Annotated in this window: 19 protein-coding genes; 6 read left to right on the top strand and 13 right to left on the bottom strand. The window is 37.5% G+C overall.

The genetic code is table 11. The annotated features are described in order from the left end of the window. Window positions 1–150: 150 nt before the first annotated feature. Window positions 151–1,242: a 2-keto-3-deoxygluconate permease gene (locus MHB53_RS19625; protein ID WP_340921586.1), complete on the bottom strand. Its 1,092-nt coding sequence runs from the start codon at window positions 1,240–1,242 to the stop codon at window positions 151–153. Beyond that, window positions 1,239–2,390, bottom strand: coding sequence for a glycerate kinase (locus MHB53_RS19620; RefSeq protein WP_340924864.1), 1,152 nt, complete (start codon window positions 2,388–2,390; stop codon window positions 1,239–1,241). Before MHB53_RS19620 ends, MHB53_RS19625 begins: the two co-directional genes overlap by 4 nt. A 229-nt stretch (window positions 2,391–2,619) precedes the next feature. Between MHB53_RS19620 and MHB53_RS19615 the strand changes: the two genes are divergently transcribed. Further along, window positions 2,620–3,702: a CdaR family transcriptional regulator gene (locus MHB53_RS19615; protein WP_340921584.1), complete on the top strand. Its 1,083-nt coding sequence runs from the start codon at window positions 2,620–2,622 to the stop codon at window positions 3,700–3,702. A gap of 194 nt (window positions 3,703–3,896) precedes the next feature. Then, on the top strand, window positions 3,897–6,050 hold the full coding sequence (locus MHB53_RS19610) for an MMPL family transporter (RefSeq protein ID WP_340921582.1): 2,154 nt from the start codon (window positions 3,897–3,899) through the stop codon (window positions 6,048–6,050). Between the two features lie 953 nt (window positions 6,051–7,003). On the opposite strand, the gene MHB53_RS19605 is transcribed toward MHB53_RS19610, so the two are convergent. After that, the gene (locus tag MHB53_RS19605; protein WP_340921579.1) at window positions 7,004–7,564 is read right to left on the bottom strand and encodes a nitroreductase family protein; all 561 of its coding nucleotides are present in this window, start codon (window positions 7,562–7,564) and stop codon (window positions 7,004–7,006) included. A gap of 263 nt (window positions 7,565–7,827) precedes the next feature. Beyond that, on the bottom strand, window positions 7,828–9,120 hold the full coding sequence (locus MHB53_RS19600; protein ID WP_340924861.1) for a pyrimidine-nucleoside phosphorylase: 1,293 nt from the start codon (window positions 9,118–9,120) through the stop codon (window positions 7,828–7,830). Window positions 9,121–9,350: 230 nt separating this feature from the next. Between MHB53_RS19600 and MHB53_RS19595 the strand changes: the two genes are divergently transcribed. Continuing rightward, window positions 9,351–9,887, top strand: coding sequence for a YceI family protein (locus MHB53_RS19595; protein ID WP_340921578.1), 537 nt, complete (start codon window positions 9,351–9,353; stop codon window positions 9,885–9,887). A 47-nt stretch (window positions 9,888–9,934) separates the two neighbouring features. Here MHB53_RS19595 and mscL read toward each other — a convergent pair whose 3' ends face one another. Both mscL and MHB53_RS19585 read right to left on the bottom strand, forming a co-directional pair. Then, window positions 9,935–10,315, bottom strand: coding sequence for a large conductance mechanosensitive channel protein MscL (mscL, locus tag MHB53_RS19590; RefSeq protein ID WP_340921576.1), 381 nt, complete (start codon window positions 10,313–10,315; stop codon window positions 9,935–9,937). A gap of 73 nt (window positions 10,316–10,388) precedes the next feature. Beyond that, window positions 10,389–10,811: a hypothetical protein gene (locus MHB53_RS19585; protein ID WP_340921574.1), complete on the bottom strand. Its 423-nt coding sequence runs from the start codon at window positions 10,809–10,811 to the stop codon at window positions 10,389–10,391. Window positions 10,812–10,969: 158 nt separating this feature from the next. On the opposite strand from MHB53_RS19585, the gene lepB reads away from it, so the two are divergent. Together lepB and MHB53_RS19575 are read left to right on the top strand one after the other, a co-directional pair. Further along, window positions 10,970–11,515: a signal peptidase I gene (gene lepB, locus MHB53_RS19580; RefSeq protein ID WP_340921571.1), complete on the top strand. Its 546-nt coding sequence runs from the start codon at window positions 10,970–10,972 to the stop codon at window positions 11,513–11,515. An 85-nt stretch (window positions 11,516–11,600) separates the two neighbouring features. Next, window positions 11,601–12,362 carry a methyltransferase domain-containing protein gene (locus MHB53_RS19575; protein ID WP_340924859.1) on the top strand — a complete coding sequence of 254 codons (762 nt, stop codon included), beginning with the start codon at window positions 11,601–11,603 and terminating at the stop codon, window positions 12,360–12,362. A gap of 200 nt (window positions 12,363–12,562) precedes the next feature. Here MHB53_RS19575 and MHB53_RS19570 read toward each other — a convergent pair whose 3' ends face one another. The 7 genes from MHB53_RS19570 to MHB53_RS19540 all read right to left on the bottom strand — a co-directional run bounded on the left by MHB53_RS19570 (window position 12,563) and on the right by MHB53_RS19540 (window position 19,342). Then, window positions 12,563–13,165, bottom strand: coding sequence for a response regulator transcription factor (locus MHB53_RS19570; protein ID WP_340921569.1), 603 nt, complete (start codon window positions 13,163–13,165; stop codon window positions 12,563–12,565). Further along, window positions 13,162–14,286, bottom strand: a complete 1,125-nt coding sequence (locus MHB53_RS19565) for a sensor histidine kinase (protein ID WP_445661459.1) — start codon at window positions 14,284–14,286, stop codon at window positions 13,162–13,164. The genes MHB53_RS19570 and MHB53_RS19565 overlap by 4 nt, the downstream gene beginning before the upstream one ends. A gap of 3 nt (window positions 14,287–14,289) precedes the next feature. Continuing rightward, window positions 14,290–15,027, bottom strand: a complete 738-nt coding sequence (locus MHB53_RS19560; protein WP_340921568.1) for an ABC transporter permease — start codon at window positions 15,025–15,027, stop codon at window positions 14,290–14,292. Continuing rightward, window positions 15,028–15,927: an ABC transporter ATP-binding protein gene (locus MHB53_RS19555; protein ID WP_340921566.1), complete on the bottom strand. Its 900-nt coding sequence runs from the start codon at window positions 15,925–15,927 to the stop codon at window positions 15,028–15,030. It abuts the gene before it with no gap. A gap of 199 nt (window positions 15,928–16,126) precedes the next feature. Beyond that, on the bottom strand, window positions 16,127–17,350 hold the full coding sequence (locus tag MHB53_RS19550) for a quaternary amine ABC transporter ATP-binding protein (RefSeq protein ID WP_340921564.1): 1,224 nt from the start codon (window positions 17,348–17,350) through the stop codon (window positions 16,127–16,129). After that, window positions 17,347–18,207, bottom strand: coding sequence for an ABC transporter permease (locus MHB53_RS19545; protein WP_340921562.1), 861 nt, complete (start codon window positions 18,205–18,207; stop codon window positions 17,347–17,349). The genes MHB53_RS19550 and MHB53_RS19545 overlap by 4 nt, the downstream gene beginning before the upstream one ends. 133 nt (window positions 18,208–18,340) lie before the next feature. After that, window positions 18,341–19,342 (bottom strand): ABC transporter substrate-binding protein, encoded by a 1,002-nt coding sequence (locus MHB53_RS19540; RefSeq protein ID WP_340921559.1) that lies wholly within the window; start codon window positions 19,340–19,342, stop codon window positions 18,341–18,343. A gap of 483 nt (window positions 19,343–19,825) precedes the next feature. On the opposite strand from MHB53_RS19540, the gene MHB53_RS19535 reads away from it, so the two are divergent. Next, window positions 19,826–20,203, top strand: a complete 378-nt coding sequence (locus MHB53_RS19535) for a VOC family protein (protein WP_340921556.1) — start codon at window positions 19,826–19,828, stop codon at window positions 20,201–20,203. The last annotated feature ends 101 nt before the right edge of the window (window positions 20,204–20,304 follow it).

Raw genomic sequence — 20,304 nt, 5'->3', positions numbered from 1 at the left:
GGGATTTCTGCTGAATGAAGTTTAAAAACAGAATCACCCCTGACGATTTCAGCCAGGGGAATTCTTAAAGTGTGTGTTCACAAAGGATGCCAAATTAATCAATTATCAATTGGCTACTTTTAGGACATCCACTTATAATAAAAATGCTACTTATGCTGGCTGGCCAGGATTTTCGTCCTTAGCATCAATTCCTCTTTTTCTTTGATATTTATCTATCATTATAACAGCAATTGGGCAGAGTATCGCTGTCGTTAGAACAGAGATGGAAATTTGCATCGTTGCTAAATTTGCAATATCTGCATAAGATTGAGCTTCTGCAGTACTCATCATTCCTGATCCTGCTGCTACCGATGCTGCCGCGGCAATTGCTGCTGGTGTTCCTACGGCATTACCTGCAGTCGAGGCTTCTGCAACAGGAGCAATTTGACTTTTTTCCTTAAACAATTTAAATACAAGCACACCCGTTAGTCCCGTGAATACTGTAGTCATAAATCCAAGGAGTAAGCCTGCACCGACAACACTCGGATTGAAGAAAGTAGCAAAGTTCATACTTGCACCAAGTGCAAAAGCAAAGAATGGTACCGGCAAAATTTCCCCAGGTTTTAAAAACTTGCGTATTTCCGGATCTAAATTTCCAAGGATCATTCCAATTGCGATCGGTAGAAGCACAGCAATGAATGCGATTACAGGGAATTTCGAACCAAGAAGCCCTAATGACATTAAAGTGAAAAACGGACCATCATTTAGTGAAAGTACGGATACTGCGCCAACATCTGAGCGGTTTCCGTATTGACTTGTTAAGGCTGCATACATACCACCATTCCCATTTGTCATTGCTGCAATGATTGCAATCGTGGATAATCCAAGGAATCCATTCATTGGATCAAAGAAAAATCCAAAGATAAGTCCAATCGCTAATCCGGTAAAATATTTGGATGTTGTTAATAATACACCCTTTTTCAAGGCAACTCCGCCAACTCGAAGATTCATCTGACTTCCTGCACAGAATAGGAATAAAGCAATTAAAGTAAGTGCACCATTTTTAAATAATTCCTCTGAAAAGCCACCAATTCTTAATAATTCATAATAACCATCGGCTGTTTTTGCAACCCCAAGCGATTTCAGGAAATTCATGACCGCTGGAATGTGTAATTGATCAACAGTATTTATTAAGGCACCGAGCATCAGAGGAACTACCATTAATCCTCCTGGCACTTTTTCAATTGTTTGTTTGATTCTCATAACTTCGTACCTCCTTCATGATGTAAAAAATATGTGCGGCATATTTGTTCTGCTGATTGCTCTAATAAAAGACTAGCTTCTTTCATTGCTTGTTCCAATGATATTGGCCTGTTAATAATGCTGTACACACCAATGACACCGTATTCATAAAGCGCCTGAATTTTCTCGCCGACTGACCCTGCTAAAATAACAGTAGGAACATTTTGGCTTTTAGCTACCTGCGCGACCCCCATCGGCGTTTTTCCGAATGCCGTTTGAAAATCGACCTGTCCTTCGCCAGTAATTACAAGATTCGCGTCTTGGATTATTGCTTCTAATTTGCTGTATTCCATCACAACGTCTACCCCTCGTTTCGTTGTTGAAGGAAAAAACGCTTGAAAAGCACCGCCAATTCCACCAGCTGCCCCAGCTCCTGGCATCTCATGTAGTCTTATATTCGTTTCTTTTTCTACAATATTCGCCCAATGGATGAGGTTTTCATCCAAGTGTAGAACCATTTCCTTTGTTGCGCCTTTTTGGGGTCCAAATACATGTGAAGCTCCATTTATACCAACAAACGGGTTTTCAACATCAGAAGCGATTAAGAATTGGCTCTCCTGTATCCGCTGGTCAAAATACTGCAAAGAAATCTTCTCGATACGATTTAATTCCCCACCACCGAAACCAATTTCTTTTCCTACATTGTCCGTAGCCTTCAGGCCAAGTGCTTGAAGCATACCTACTCCACCATCATTCGTTGCTGACCCACCAATCGCTAATACGAACTTTCTATAACCTTCATCTAGTGCAAGTTTTATTAATTCTCCCGTTCCATATGTCGTTGCTTTCAGAGGATCTCTTTCTTCCCGTTTTATTAAATCTAAGCCTGACGCATTTGCCATTTCGATAATACATGTCGTTTTATCGCCAAGTATTCCGAAATACGCTTCAACTGGTTTTCCAAGTGGTCCTGTCACAAATACCGACACTTTTCGTCCATTCGTTGCAGCTACAAGATTTTCCATTGTGCCTTCTCCGCCATCTGCAACAGGAACCAACACTGTTTCTGCCTCAGGAAAAGCGTTTTTTATGCCTTTTTCAATCGATAATGCCGCCTCCATCGCGGTAATACTGCCTTTAAATGAATCTGGAGCAATAACAATTTTGATTTTTACCATCTCCCCTCCGAAAACGTTTACACTTACTTGTTTTTTTCTATTATAAATCTATTGTCCGGCGATATCTTTATGTGTAGAATACAAATTAACAACCAAAAAATTTTAATTAGTTAGTTTCATTGTACAAAAAACGCAATAAATTTGAAATAATATCCTTTTTTATAACTTCAAAATTTGAAAACGCTTGCCAAATAGTATAATTTCCAAAAGGAGCATCCAAATGATCACACGCGACATCGCAGAAATGCTTGTAAAGGAAACGTCGACCATTTTGCACTTAAATATAAATATTATGAATGAAAAAGGAGTGATTATAGCCACTGGAGATCCTGCACGGTTAAATTTTATACATGAAGGTGCGTTAGAAGTAATTCGAAGTAGTAAAAACGTGGAAATCACAACAAAAAGTAAAAAATTACTGCGAGGAACCCAACCTGGTCTCAATCTTCCCATCCATTTTCAGGATAAAATCGTCGGTGTGATTGGTATCACTGGCGATCCCGAAGAAATCGGCGATCGGGGAGGTCTCGTAAAAATGATGGCCGAGTTATTGATCAAGCAAGCTTATATGGCAACACAAACAGAATGGATACAAAGAACAAAAGATATGATAATGGAAGAGTTGTTGAAAGATGGCCCAGCACTTGATCGTATTAATCGCTGGCTAGGATTACTCAATCTGACAATCGAAGGACCATTCATCACTGCTCTCATTGAAAGGACTGATCCCTCGTTTTCTAATCATTCGCTTTTAAATAGCATAGAAGAAAAAATGAATAGTATAGACGTCCTTATAGGATTAGTTCATGTAAATAAAGTTTTATTGATCATTTCAAGTACATCCATTTCTAAAACGGAAAGAAAATTACTTTCACTTTTCCAAGAGCTTGAGAAACAAAAATTTCACATTCGGTTAGCTTATAGTCCGCAGGTAGATGATATCTTCGGTATTGCCCAAGGGTATCGCGAATGTGAATTAGCACTAACTATTACTGATCCCATTATTAAAATAGTAGCTTATACTGATGTAGAACCAAAAGCACTTGTGCACCAGATTAATCCCAAACTTGCGGAACAATTTTCCGAAAGAATTCTGTACGGCTCTCTAAATAATTATGTTGATACACTACAAGCGTTTTTTGATAATAACCTGCATATTAAAAATACAGCGGAAAAACTTTATATCCACCGTAATACCCTTGTCTATCGCCTTAATAAAATTCAAGAAATTAGCGGCTACAATCCACAAAACTTCAAAGATGCATTTGCATTACAAATGGCGATTTGGCTAAGAGGGGTCTGACCCCCGGTGCGTTAAAGCGAAACAGGATAGGTCTTCCCATATGGCCCGTTTATAGTGTATTCGTTTTAATTACATTATTCTTTTAGCACCTTATGCCTTCCTTATTCCTTTAGTAGCTATGATGCTTATTTATTTTTCAATATACCTTTTATCGATTATGATGGTACAGAATGCTTGAAGAAATGGGGAATTGCATGAAGAACCTTGCATTATTTACATATAAATATCGGAAACTTGTAGTATTATTTTGGGTAGCTCTCGTCTTATTCTTTGGATTCTTTGCGCTAAAACTGCCATCCGTACTCAATGGCAGTGGTTTTGAATATGATGGCACATATCAAGAGGTAGAGGATATTTTGGAATCCGAGTTCGATATACCTGCATCCTCGATGATTTTACTTTTTGAAAAAGATGAAGTAGCTGCACAAGATGAATTCGCAGATTATATCGAAAAAACGCTTAGCAATGTGGAAAAAGTGAAACATTCCGAAGTGTTTACTTCTCCACTAGAATCGCCTGAATTAATGAAAGACAATAGGGCATATGCCATTCTAGCATTTAATGGATCTGATGATGAAATAGCAGATAACATCGAGAATATCCGCGCTCAGATCACAAACGATGATTTATTTTCTGCCGGTCTTACAGGTGGGTCAATTATTGAAGAAGATATGAATAAAGCTGCACAGGATGATTTAGTTCGTGCCGAATTGATTGGAATTCCGATCGCTATCATCGTTCTCTTATTTGCTTTTAGGGGTGTTGTTGCTGCCCTTATTCCTCTAGTGACAGGATTTGTCAGTGTAGTCGTTGCAATGGGCTTACTTTATTTCACGGGAGAAAAGGTCAATCTGTCTATTTTCGTCTTGAATACGGCACCTATGATTGGTCTTGCACTCGGGATTGATTTCGCTTTACTTTTCGTAAATCGCTTTAGGGAAGAGTTAGCTGGCAGTACAAAAGAAGCAGCAAATAATAAAACGGTGCTTACTTCGGGAAGAGCAATCATTTTCTCAGGCTTTTGTGTATTACTTGGTCTAGTTGCCATGTTATTTATTCAAGTTGGCGTCTTCCAGTCGGTTGCAATTGGTGGTGTAGCAGTTGTGTTTACATCTGTTTTAGCAGCTATTACATTTTTACCGGCACTTCTATCCATTTTAGGACCTAATATCAATAAGTGGACAATTTTTAAAACAAAAGAAAAAGAAACGAGCAGTTGGCATAGGTTTGCGGCATTTGTAATGAGAAGACCGATCATTATGTCTGCCCTTACAACGGCTTTACTCATTATTGGCGCATTACCCCTCAGCAATATGAATCTAGTGATTCCCGAGGCGGATGCACTTCCAACATCATATGAATCACGGACAACCTTTGAAAAGTTTGAGGAAACATTTCAAGATAATGACACGACAACCGTCCAGATTATCGCTAGTACGGATGAAGGAATGACAGAAACTAACTCTCTCAATAAACTGGAGAGTCTTTTAATGAAATTGGAAGCTGATCCACTTGTCTCAAGTGTCGATTCGATTTTTTCAGCAACTGATATGAGCGCTGAGGAATTAATTACTTCACTCAAAGTGCCTGAAATAAAAACACAGCTTGAACCAGCATTTGAACAGTTAATAAGTGATAATTTAGCATTATTACAAGTGCAGTTACATACAGAAGGGTCTTCTACTGAAGCAAAAAATTGGGTTAGAGATTGGGAAAATAATAATAAAACCAATCTTGATCTAAAGATTGGTGGAACATCAAAATTCCAGCAAGAAATTTTTGATGAGATTTATAATAAAATTTGGTATAGCCTAGCGTTTATTTTAATATCAACATACATTGTGTTATTTATCGCATTTAGATCGGTTCTGATTCCGCTTAAAGCAATATTAATGAACATCATTAGCTTAAGCTGTACATTCGGAATTGTCGTTTGGCTATTCCAAGGTGGACATCTCGGAGGTAGTCCAGCTGATATCGCATTAATGATCCCGATTTTTGCCTTCAGTATCGTCTTTGGACTCAGCATGGACTATGAAGTATTTTTGATTTCTCGTATATACGAAATTTATCAAGAAACAGGTGATAATGATAGAGCCACACTCGAAGGATTAATCTCCACGAGCAAAATCATTACATCCGCTGCCGCTATCATGATCGTCATTACGGGGGCATTTGCATTTACTGGAATTGTGCCTGTTCAACAAATGGGAGTCACCGTTGCTTTGGCAATTTTTATCGACGCCACACTCGTTCGGATGGTGCTTGTACCATCCTTGATGAAATTACTTGGAGATTTGAACTGGTGGTCACCGTTTCCAAAACGGAAAAGAAAAGTGAATCATTAAACTTAGTGGAAAATAATGTGTAACTGAACATAAAAAACATTCAGGAAGAAGCTGTTTCTAACAAGCTCCTCTCTGAATGTTTTCTATCGATTAGCTATTTGGCGAATGGAATTGCTAGTTTTCCTCCACCATTTCTACTGTAAAATTTTCAGCTTCTCGCTCATCTACCATTACATAAAAATGGCCTATTTTATATGAAAGTTTCATAGATTCCAAGCTTTGATTTGCCAAAAGTTTATAATCACAGCCTACTCAACTGAGTTTACGAGACACCTAACTAATTTATAAGCCACTCAGCTAATTTGTAAGCCACTCAACCGATTTATGAGCCACTCAGCTATTTTATGAGCCACTCGGCTATTTTATGGGCCGCTCAGCTATTTTGTAAGCCACTCAGCTATTTTATAAGCCACTCAGCTATTTTGTAAGCCACTCAGCAACTTTATAAGCCGCTCAGCTATTTTGTAAGCCACTCACTATTTTATAAGCCACTCAGCTATTTTATAAGCCGCTCAACCAATTTATAAGCCACTCAGCTATTTTTTAAACCACTCAACCAATTTATAAGCCATTCAGCTATTTTTTAAACCACTCAACCAATTTATAAGCCACTCAGCTATTTTATAAGCCGCTCAACCAATTTATAAGCCACTCAACCAATTTATAAGCCACTCAACCAATTTATAAGCCACTCAGCTATTTTATAAGCCACTCAACCAATTTATGAGCCGGTCAGCTATTTTATAAGCCACTCAGCTATTTTATGGGCCGCTCAGCTATTTTATAAGCCACTCAGCTATTTTTTAAACCACTCAACCAATTTATAAGCCACTCAGCTATTTTTTAAACCACTCAACCAATTTATGAGCCACTTCTCATTATTTTCTAGCATAAACTCCTTAGTCTACAAAACAAAAAACCACCGATGAGCCTCGGTGGCTATTGTATTTAGCTTAAAATGCAGTCATTTTCTCTGCAGGATTTGTTCTTTTGCGAACTTTCTTCGCAACAATCTCTCTGTCAAAGTATCCAATATTTAATACACCAACGATTTTCTCGCCACGTTCTACTCCAATTGCGCCACGGAACTTCGGATCATAAATATGATTTGGTGTTTTCCACACCATACCGAGATCCTGATCCCAAGCAAGTAACTGGAGATTTTGCAACATAGATGCTGTCGCAGCAAAGTCTTCCTCCCACACCTTTTGGCGCGGATCCTCGTTCATAACAACAACTAAAAACGCTGGTACATTCACAAATTTATTCCGTACATTTTCATGATTATTAAGTGGATGACATTGAAGCACTGCTTCTATAAAAGCTTCCTTACGCTCACCTGCTACAAAAATATATCGCCACGGCTCACGTTCTCCATGTGTTGGCGCCCATACCGCATTATCCAATAATGACAATACTAAATCCTCGTTTACTTCTTTATCAATATACCCTGCTTTCACAGAAGTTCTTTCTTTAATCACATTTGCAATCGATTTAGTTGTAGCTGCAATCATTATATTAATATCCTCCTATTATTGCCTCTCAATAATTGAGAATCATTTTCATTTATCATATCATGTTTTTGCTTTCATTGACAACCATTGAATATTTGAAATGATTTATTTGGTGGAGTTTTTTATTTTTTGGAAGAAATCAATTTTAATTTGTGTACAATTATCTGACTTGGCTGATACTGCTGGACAAAGGAAAAGGCTGTTTTAAACTAGGAATTCCTAGCCTAAAACAGCTACTTTAAAATTTCGACCATGCGATTTTATCACTTATATATCAATACGGACGGCTCGGGCTTTTCTTTTGAAAATTGATAAGCTTGAACAATGCGTTCTTTTACAATATTGATTTCCTCATTATTACTGTAGATTGTTGCAATGGCCTCGTTAGCTCCCAATTGGTCACCAATTTTTTTATGTAAAACAATACCAACACTTAAATCAATTTCCGATTCTTTTGTAGCTCGTCCTGCTCCTAGCATACTTGCAGCAATCCCAATCTCATCTGCAATAATCGCTGATACATACCCGCTCTCCGGTGCCTCTACTGCAAACACGTACTTTGCTTGAGCGAGCTTATCCACATTATCAATAACGGATACGTCTCCACCTTGTGCGCCTAAAAATAACTTAAACATGTCGAATGCTTTTCCATTTGCAATCACGGCTTGCAATTTCGTCCGTCCTTCCTCCTCCGTATTTGCTTTTCCTGCTAACACGACCATTTTACTACCAAGAACTAAACACAATTCAAGTAAATCAGCCGGTCCTTTTCCTTGCAAGGTTTCCACAGCCTCTTTTACTTCTAACGCATTCCCAACAGCAAAACCGAGCGGCTGACTCATATCTGAAATGACTGCCATCGTTTTACGCCCTAGATTATTACCGATATCAACCATGGCGCTTGCCAACTTCTTCGCTTCATCTAAATCTTTCATAAAGGCCCCGGCACCCACCTTTACATCAAGTACAATCGCATCAGCACCCGCAGCAATCTTTTTACTCATAATCGAACTGGCAATGAGAGGAATTGAATTAACAGTCGCTGTCACATCACGCAAACCATAGATTTTTTTATCAGCTGGAGTCAAATTACCTGATTGACCAATGACAGCAATTTTATTGGTATTCACAAGGTTTATAAACTCCTCTTCCGTTATTTCAACATGAAAACCTGGTACAGCTTCAAGTTTATCCAATGTTCCACCTGTATGACCAAGTCCACGACCAGACATTTTCGCGACTGGAACACCAACGGCTGCAACGAGTGGGGCAAGTATAAGCGTAGTTGTGTCTCCAACTCCGCCGGTGGAATGCTTATCCACTTTCACACCTTCAATCTTGGACAGGTCAATTTGATCACCGGAATCGACCATCGCCATTGTTAGATCCGCCGTTTCTTTTGCAGTCATTCCTTGAAAATAAATGGTCATTAAAAAGGCAGACATCTGGTAATCAGGGATTTCACCTTTGGTATAGCCATTAATAACAAACTGAATTTCTTCAGTCGATAACTCTATTCCATCACGTTTTTTCGCTAATACATCTACCATGCGCACTATAATCCACTCCGCTTCTGTAAATTCATCTAACATTATATTTGCCCTTAAACATTTTGTTTTATCACGCTATTATTAGGGAATTGTAAAGCGATCATCTTTAACATAATTATCATTTCTTTTGAAGGTAAAGTCAAAATCAAAATAAGTTCTTTACATTTATTTCAAAGGCATGTATATTAATGTTAGTTACTTACTTTTTGTAATTAAAATTATTGGAGGGATTTTTCATGACAATTTCTACATGGAATGTTGATACTGCACACAGTAACGTTGATTTTTCAATCAGACATATGATGGTTTCTAGAGTAAGAGGATCTTTTAATGAATTCAGTGCTAAGGTTGAAGCAGATCCAACCGATCTAACATCTGCAAACATAAGCTTCAAAATTGATGTAGCTAGCATCGACACACGTAATGAGGACCGTGACAACCATCTTCGGTCTGCTGATTTTTTCGAAGTAGAGAAATATCCTGAATTGACTTTTACTTCAACGAAAATTGAAAAACAAAGCAAAGATACATATGCCCTTACAGGCGATGTTTCCTTGCACGGTGTAACGAAACCTGAAACATTTACAGTTACTTTTGAAGGTCTTGCAAAAGATCCGATGAGCGGAGCAGAAAAAGCTGGATTCACTGTTGAAGGTAAGCTAAAACGTAGTGAATATGGATTGAACTGGAACGCAGCACTTGAAACTGGTGGCGTACTTGTTAGTGATGATGTAAAAATACAACTTGAAATTCAAGCTGCTAAAGAAGCATAAAAAAACAAACCGGAGCAAGTTAAACTGCCTCCGGTTTGTTTTTTATATTACTTTTGATTTTTCAACAGATCACGAATTTCTACCAATAACGCGACTTCAGCTGTAGGCTCTTCTTCTTCTTCCTCGATCTCCTCTTCTTTCTTTTGTTTCAAGCTACCGAGTATCTTGATAAAAACAAAGATTGAAATAGCAATAATAAAGAAATCGACAATGCTTTGGATAAAAATTCCGTATTCAATCTTCGTATCCTCGTATGCATAATAAAGTTTTTCAAAACTTTTTCCACCAAGCAATATTCCAACAAGTGGCATGATGATATTATTAACTAATGATCCAACGATTTTCCCAAAAGCAGCACCAATTACAACTGCAACCGCTAAATCCATTACATTACCTTGAATAGCAAACTTCTTAAAATCCTCCCACATTTCACATTCTCCTTTTCAAAAGCGTACTATCATTCTACAAAATGATACAAATATTTCAAGAGTATAAATACGCTTATGGTAAAAACAATGCCTTTAACTTTTCAGCATTCTCTCGATTCAATTTTCCATAGCTTTCTTTTTCAATATTGCTAGTCAATTCCGCTGTTCCACTTTCTTCATGAAACCAGATGCGATATTCTGCTAATCTTTCTGGCATATTTTTATCTATTTCGTAAAAGAAAGTTGCTTTGATATCCTCTCTTCGCGACATTTCTATTTTCACATTTGACTCCCATTCTATTTCATTGAAAATATCTTCAAGCTCAGTTAATTCCGTTTGCTCCACAATCATTTTAACATCACTTGATACCCTTTCAGCATTTATTTGCTGGACATCGACCCGAGTTAATAAATGCTGTTCTTCTTTTTTATTACAGCCAATTACAATTAAAATCATATGAATGAATATAAGGCAGAAAATCATGGCTTTTTTCATTTCCATACCACTCCTAGTTTTTCACCTTTTTAAATATTCCCTCTAACAATTGTTTTTCCTTCCTTTCAAATCTATACATTTCCATCATACTTGCAGGGATAACGGTTTTCATGGAGAATATTAAGTAAATAATCAAAACACATGAAAGGAGAACAAAGATGCTAAATCAATCGACACACGAACAAGGAACTAGTTGGTTAAAGTCTATTTTAATAGCAGTTGTCATTGTATTTATCCTTCGTACTTTCATATTTTCCCCCTTTATCGTCGATGGCGCTTCAATGGAGCCTACTCTTCATGATAGAGAGCGGATCTTTGTAAGTAAGACCTCCAGTTGGATTGGCGAAATCAAAAGAGGCGATATAATCATTATAAAAGGAACAGAAAACAATTATGTAAAAAGAGTGATTGCCTTACCTGGAGACGTATTAGAAATGAAAAGTGATCTTTTATTTATCAATAATAAAAAGGTTAAGGAACCTTATTTAAAGGAAAATAAAATTATTGCAGATAAAAAAGGGATGCTTTTGACAGGCGATTTCGGCCCCTTAACAATTCCTGCAAAACAATATTTTGTGATGGGTGATAATCGACTTGAAAGTGGTGACAGCAGAAATTTATTGGGGTATATCGATGAGAAAAATATTATTGGAAAAAGTAAACTCGTATTCTTCCCAATTAAAAATGTTCGAATAACTAATTAATTTTCAGAATCGCCCTACATATATAGACCAATGTGAACTTCCTTTTAAAAACAATGTACATATAAAAAACTGGGGGGACTAAACCATTTTAACTGACAAACATTTCGAATTATTAATCAAAAGCTTAGATCAACCTTTTTCGGGATGGGACTTTTCCTATGTGACAGGGACAGGAAGATTAGATAGTGAACCCCTTACATGGTCTTATGCAAGTATGGCATTACCACTCATCCAACATGCTGACTTCATGTTGGATATGGGTACAGGTGGAGGAGAATTTATATCGAAGGTCAGACCATTCCCAAAAGTAGTGTTCGCAACGGAGGCGTATAAACCAAACGTCCCTATTGCTAGAAAGCGCCTTGAACCACTTGGGGTAAAAGTATTTGAAGTAGAAGAGGATGAAAGTCTTCCTTTAGAGACGAACTATTTTGATTTGGTTTTAAATAAGCATGAGGCTTACTCCAATCAAGAAGTAAGAAGAATAATGTCCACAAATGCCATATTCTTAACACAGCAAGTCGGCGGGCATGATTGTCACGAAATCAATCAAGCTTTAGGGTTGCCAATTAATGAGGAGTTTTACGATTGGAACTTAGAACGCGCTAAAATGGAATTATTAGAACATGGATTTGATATTTTGCAATGTCGGGAGGAGTACCCTAATCAAAGATTTTATGATATTGGGGCACTAGTTTATTATTTAAAAGCAATACCATGGCAAGTTCCCGATTTTAATATGGAAAAAAACATAACAAATTTATATAAAATTCACGAATTAATCCAGGAAAAGGGTTATTTTGATGTGAAACAGCATCGGTTTTTCATTAAAGCAAAAGCCATCTAGATGAAAAATTTCAACCCACCTTTACCAGTTTTGTATTTCCAACTATTTATATTGTTATGTAGCGATTAACTAGCATTTTAGAAGTCATTTACCTATCTTATTTGACTTTTAAAAAGACTATTTAGAAGTTTGTATACTTATGTTCTAATCTTCTATCAATTACTCCTAGTAAAATAATGGCTGTTCATTTTGGAACAGCCTTAAATCCACCCTTTTTCCTCTGCAATACTTATCGCTTCAATCTTGTTTTTTGCATTTAGCTTTTGGAGAATCTCTGACATATAGTTTCTAACTGTACCTGCTGATAAAAATAGCTCCCCCGATATTTCCTTTGATGTTTTTCCTTCTGCAGCTAATTTCAAGATATCCATTTCTCTTTTGGTAAGTGGATTATCTTCATTATAAGAATTCATGATCAACTCATGCGCAAATTCCCGCTTCCCTTGCATTACTCTCCTAATCGATTCAGCAAGATCTTCAATTGCACCGTCTTTCAATAAATAACCATGGACACCAGCTTTTACTGCTCGTTCAAAATACCCTGGGCGTGCAAAAGTTGTTAACATGATCACCCTGCATTTAGAACCGCTCCGCTTTAGTTCAGCCGCAACATCAAGGCCACTTTTCAACGGCATTTCAATATCCATTAGACATATATCCGGTTGAAACCCTTTTACCAACGTCAATGTTTCCTCACCATTTCCTGCCTGACCGACCACTTCAAGATCTTCCTCAAAATCGAGCAAAGCACCGAGAGCGCCTCTTAAAATTCGCTGGTCTTCCGCAATTACAATTCGTATCATAGGGAGATCCCTTCTTTCTCTTGCTTCATAATCACTGGCATCGCCATCGTAAGTACTGTACCTTCCTTAGTATGGATGGTAAGATCGCCTTCAATAAGAGCGAGACGTTCTTTCATACCTTTCAAACCATTTCCTATACTTTCCTTACCAATCAATCCAATACCATCATCTTTGATTTCAATTGTGTAATTACCTCTTGTTTTATAAAAAGTAATCAAGCAATTTTCAGCTGCACTATGCTTCACGATATTTGTTGTTGCCTCTCGAAGACACATACCGAGAATATTTTGCTGCAGTAATGGGATTTCAGAGAAGTTTGATTCTCCTTCAATCTGAAATGAAATATTGGCAGCTATAAAAATTTGCTGCATATCCACCAGTTCATCAGCAATCGTAATTGCCCGCATATCAGAAACAAGTTCACGAACCTGCCGCAATGCAGAACGCGATGTTATTTCAATTTCCTTTGCTTCCATTTTTGCCTGCTCTGATTTTTTCTCAGCTAATCTTTGTACCAACTGACTTTGCAAAGTAATCAAAGTTAATGTATGCCCCAAAGTATCATGCAAATCCCGAGCAATTCTTACTCTTTCTTCGCGTTTTATTAACTCCTTTATTTGTGCATTTGCTTGATCAAGCTCTTTTTCCAATTCCATGCGTTTATTTATAGATCGTATCCCAAAAGGAGATATAAACATGACGATTAAGAATGGGAAAAAATATAGCATATTTTCCATTAGTCCTTGTATCGCTGTAATGATTGTTGTAATAATCAATGCCACTATAAAAGAAACTAACGCACGATAAAAGTACTTTTTAGTTACGAACCAACCAATAAAATTTGCTGGAAAGAAGCCCATAAACAAATTATTGGGATCATACCACAAACTGAGGATGACAATAATACTGATTTGTACTGCCAACCAATAGGAATATGGTTTAATTGGTAATGGACTATATAGCTGTCTGTATGTCACAAGAAAAAGCAGTATTAAGGCATAGCCAATCATTTCTTTTATTCCTGTTTCTTGTGCCACATAAAACAAAGGCATAACTAAATATATTAAAAAGACGTAGGGAAACATACCGAGTTGTTTAGGAAAAATCTGAAGTTTCTTCAAGCATTACACCGCTTCCTGTTTCCTTCTTATATATGTTGATATTACCATGAATAATAGAAGGTACCCCGCCAACAGGACTATATTTTTTAATTCAGGTGTATGCCCACGAATAATCTCCCAGGCACCATTAGCAAAGTTATATGCAGGTAGCCATGACCCGATTGTTTGGATTGTTTTCGGTAAAATTTCCATAGGCATCCACATCCCACCGGTAATGGCTAGAAGCATATAAATAACATTACTTACACCTGAAGCAGTATCCACTCTTTTCATCGTCCCTACTAATACGCCTAGACCAAGAAATGGCAATGAACCAAGCAGTATCCAGCCACCGCTCATCATCCACTCGAGGGCTGTTAAAGACACACCATTTATCAGAGCTCCTGCAATAAAAATAACGAAGATGGAAAATACATGGACAAGTGTCTGCCCAAGCATTTTAGCTAAAAAATAGACAAAACCCGATAATGGAGTAACCTTGATAAATGATGTCCATCCTTCCGCACGCTCTTGCACCATCCGGATTCCCATTGTCATAATCGCGCTTCCCATCACACTAAAAGTAGCCATCGACATTAAATAATGCGCATCCCAAAGTCCTTTATCCGGAACATTTATATTGACTACCTTCGTGAAAATGATATAAAAAATAAGTGGCATGAAAAGCGACCAAAATATATAATATGGATTTCTAAACATCCGTAAAACTTCCACTTTACACTGGTTCCCCATCATTTTCATTTACATTTCCTCCCTTTCTTCTGTCAATTGCTCGAATGCATCCTCGAGACGTCCCTTCTCAATTTGGATATCTTTTACATGCCATTTATGCTCAAAAACGCTAGATAGAACGGAATCTGTCTCGTCTGTAATAATGAAAGTCCTGCCATCTTTCTCATATACCTCTGATACATGTGGTAGTTGTAGAACATCTTTCAGCGGGATATTTGGAGACGTAATAAACGAAACCGATTGCTTCGTCAGACTCTTTTTTATTTCTGCAGGCTTTCCATCTGCTATAATAGTCCCTTTATTGAATAAAATAATCCGATCGGCGATATCATCCGCCTCTTGTAAATAATGTGTTGAGAAAATAATTGATTTCCCTTGATCGGCAAGTTCTCTCACTGTCTCCCAGAACACTTTGCGCGACGTTATATCCATTCCTACAGTTGGTTCATCAAAAAATAATAAGTCTGGATTTCCAGCCAATGCTAACGCAAACCCAACTCTCCGTTTTTGTCCTCCCGAAAGCTTTTCGGTGCGCTTATTTAAATCTTCTTCACTAAGACCAGTAAGACTAATAAGCTGATCCATTGATAAAGGATTCGGATAATAGCTGCGAAATAGTCGAATAATCTCTTTTACTTTTAAGCCGTCCATCAAGCTCACTTCTTGAAGCATGACTCCTATTCTTTCACGGACACTTTTTTCTTTTGCATCTTGATTAAATAGCTTTGATTTACCACTTGTAGGATTTAATAAACCAAGCACCATCAACATCGTCGTCGTCTTTCCTGCACCATTCGGACCTAATATAGCAACAACCTCACCGTTTTTTATCGAAAAAGAAACTTGATCAACCGCTTTCTTCCCTTTAAACACTTTCGTTAGTTGTTTTATCTCCACTACACTTTCCATTCGCTCACCCCCACTGATCTATACTTACATTTTATATTCCACAATCTCTAAATATCAGTAGATTATGTCATGAGAATAAAATGACAAATGTCATCTTTTTTCCACTCACAGTAATAAACATCCCTTGTATAAACAAAAACCAGGCACATCAATTCAATCAAGTGATGTGCCTGGTTTATTGGTTTCATATTTATGTTTCCTATTTATCTACTACTGCTTTACCCTCATCTTGTTCCCCATTACCATTTTCCCCGATTAAACTAGCCAATACATGCACCCTTAAGATAATTCCTTCAATATGTTTCTCTTCATTCACGACTACGATTGGGTATTTTGAGTCTAATGCTTTCGGTATAATGGCCTGAACGTATTCTGTTGGATCAACTGTATTAACATCGATTTCCAAGACCTCTTGTAAGGTTTTCCTTTGTTTTAAGCCCTCTATCGCACGATCAATCGTTACAAGTCCTTGTAGATGACGCTGACGGTCTGTAACGAAAACACTGGAAATGCCTTGTTCTCGCATCACCTTAATCGCCACATTTAGACCATCCTTCAGTGAGACTAAACCATGTGGTCTGGTCATTATATGTTCTGCTTGAAGAATTTTAGATCGATCGATATCTCTTATAAATTCCGTAATATAGTCATTCGCTGGCTGATCTAAAATTTCTTCAGGTGTACCAATCTGCTCGACCTTTCCATCCTTCATGACTGCTACGCGATCACCAATTTTAAAAGCTTCATTGACATCGTGAGTAATGAAAATAATTGTTTTCTGCAATCGGTTTTGAATGTCTATGAGCTCTAGTTGCATTTCTCTGCGAATTAATGGGTCAAGGGCACTGAATGGCTCATCCATTAATAATATATCTGGATCATTCGCCAATGCACGAGCAATCCCAACCCTTTGCCGCATCCCACCAGAGAGCTCATCTGGGTACTGATCTTCATAGCCTTTTAAACCAACTGTTTCTAATTGATACTGTGCAATTTTTTGACGCTCTTCCTTTGACATTCCTCTTATTTCCAACCCATATTCGATATTTTCTAATACCGTACGATGACTGAAAAGCCCAAAGTGCTGGAAAACCATCGCAATTTTCTTTTGCCGGTAATATTTCAGTTGCTGCGTATTATATTCGACGATGTTTTCACCATCAACATAAATGGCACCAGCTGTAGGCCGATTCAACATATTAAAGCAGCGAATTAATGTTGACTTCCCACTGCCTGATAGTCCCATAATGACAAAGGTCTCACCTTCCATAATATCCATTGATGCATTATAAACCCCAACTGTATGACCTGTCTTTGCTAAAATATCACTTTTGGATTCACCTTTTTCAACCATAGGGATGACCTTCTTTGCTCGTGATCCAAATATCTTTGATACATTTTCAACTTTCAATTTAACTGTCATGAGACATTCCTCCTATGTTTCTGAAGACGCTCAGCAATTCCGCCTGTAATCCGATCGATAATAATTGCTAGAAAAACGATACTAACTCCTGCTTCAAAACCTAGTGATATATCTATCCGATTTATCGCATATAAAACTCGCTCGCCGAGTCCTTGTGCACCAACCATTGACCCAACGACCGCCATTGCCAGTGCCATCATCGTTGTTTGATTAATTCCAGCCATAATCGTCGGCAATGCTTGAGGAAGCTGTACCTTCATTAACATTTGCATTCTTGAAGAACCAAATGATTGGGCAGATTCAACAACCTCTTGATCGACATTACGAATCCCAAGCTCTGTCAGCCTACTGACCGGTGGCAGAGCATAAATGATCGTAGCAATCACTGCCGGAACATTTCCTAAAGGGAAAAAGAAAATAACAGGGATTAGATAAACGAAGGTAGGCATCGTTTGCATCGCATCTAACACAGGTCGCATCGTGCTAGAGAAGGTTTTATTAAAAGTCATTAATATCCCCAACGGTATGCCTATCAAAAGTGCTAGAATAACTGAGATTAAGACAACGGAGATTGTCGTCATCGTTTCGGACCATAAATTGAACGTTCCTATTAAAAATATGAAAGCTGAAAATAACAAACCCCCATATAAGCTTGTAAAATACCAGCCTAATAAAAATATAATAATGATAAAGATCCACCATGGAATAAATAGTAAAATAGATTCAAGCCCCTTTATGGAACCTGAAGCAATCACAAATACAAAATCGAAAAATGCGGAGAAATTTTCCGCTAAGAAATCAATAAACTTTTCCACGCCGGTACCAATCGGTATGCGTATATCGGGAAATTCATTCATACATTATCGACTGTTAGAAAACAGCCGTTTCCTCACCTCTCTAATAAACTATTTTAGTCTATGTTTTGGGTCTTGCTACAAATATGGGAGTAGCCGCAGCATAATTCATCTACAGCTATCTCCCTCCCCTATATTATTTTTCTTTTATTGCTGATAATACTTTTTCAGCAACCTCATCTGACACCCATTTTGTCCATACATCTTCATATTCTTTCATCCACCAGATAGCAGCAGCATCCGCTTCTACTTCTTTTTCCTCCATATAATCTAGTGCGCTTTCTGTTAGCTCATTACTTGTTTCATACTTTTTTAAAAACTCCACCACATCTTCGGCTTGATCAGGCAAATCCTTATGAACAGCTACAACCACATCATTTGGTGGAAATGCTGTGCCTCGATTTTCCTCCCATACTTCCTCTTCATACGGATTGTCTTCCAGAAGTGTTAAATCAAAGCTTGCTGTTACCCAAGTCGGTGACCAATAATAGCCAACCCACGGCTCACCCTTTTTGATCGCGCCTGCTAAAGAAGCAACGATTGCTGAGTCAGATCCTGGTGCTAAGTAATTGTATTGCTCATCTAACCCGTATGTTTTTAGCTTCTCATCTAATTGCTCACTTACAGCCCAACTTGAAGGTGCTCCAATGATTCTTCCTTTAGTAGAATCCTCTGGGTCTTCAAAAATTTCCGGATATTTCGCTAAGTCCTCTACTGTCTTTAAATCAGGTGCAATTGGTTCAATTCCCTTAGAAGCATCTCCTTCTATGACGTATGTTGGGACATATAATCCTTGTGCATTGTCATCGAAGTTTGTTGAGACTTTAATAATATCTCCGCTCTCGATCGCTTTTTCATATATATCTTTAATATTGTCAGTCCATGCCTCCATATAAACGTTAATATCTCCCTGTTGCAATGCTTGGATGGTAGCCGCAGTCGTTCCACTTGTCACTTCAGTATCGTACCCATATCCTTCCTCAACAATGAGCTGTGCAACACTATTATGAAAACGAATACTATCCCAACCAGCATCAGCAAACTTTATTACCTTAATACTGTCTTTACTTACCCCTCCACTACATGCACTTAATAAGACAAGCATACAAATGGAGAGTACAACCATAATTTTACGCATAAAAAGTTAAAACTCCTTTTTTATCATTTTTTATTTAACATACATATGTATTACAAACAGCAAGCGATCCTCCTAGAAAAAAATGTAACGAATAATTAACATCGTATTCAGGGAAAAAGGAAGAGGAGTAACGAAAGGATTTAGAAGTGCAAATTAGCTACTTATTAATGTTACGGTTATATTGCAATCAATACAAATTGAAAGTTCAAACATATAAGCGCATATGCCTTCATAAAAATTCCTCTCATCAAGTTATCTATATATTTAACTATATTTACTCTATAATCCGACCTCATGATCACTTTTCCTAACCAATCGGTGCCAGGCACGCCTCGGAATTTGTCGAATATTCTTTATTATGCACACCAATTTAAATTGTACAGTTCATGTCATGTTCATTTTCTCTTGAAAAGTTTTAAAGGGGAATTTAACTTTTGCACGAATGATATATAGAAGGAATTTAACTATAAAGGGGCGTTTATATTGAGAAACCAACCAATACAAAAAATCGGGCAAATAGGGATACCTGTAAAGGATTTAGAGAGAGCAATCGTGTTTTATAAAGATATTTTAGATCTGCCACTTCTATTTAACAATGATAATATGGCATTCTTTGAATGTAATGGTGTTCGTTTGCTTCTCAGCCTGCCTGAAAAAGAGGATTTCGCCCATGCAAGTTCTGTCATATATTTTCAAATGGAAAATATAAAAGAAACATTCGAACACTTTGTAAATAAAGATGTCTCTTTTATCAATGAACCTCATCGCGTAGCAAAAATGGGGCAAACCGAAACTTGGATGGCATTTTTTAAAGATACAGAAGACAATATACATGCTTTAATGAGTGAGATTTCATCATAGAAACTAGGATTAGATGTATATTAAACGCCGCAACATAAAGTGAAAATCCACGCAATGGAGGTTTTACTGCCCGTTAATCTGCAATAAAAACCAAGGATTTT

This window comes from Bacillus sp. FSL K6-3431, assembly GCF_038002605.1.
Taxonomy (GTDB): Bacteria; Bacillota; Bacilli; order Bacillales; family Bacillaceae_C; genus Lederbergia.
The sequence above is the reverse complement of the archived record's forward strand: the minus strand, read 5'-3'. Positions and strand labels throughout refer to the sequence as shown.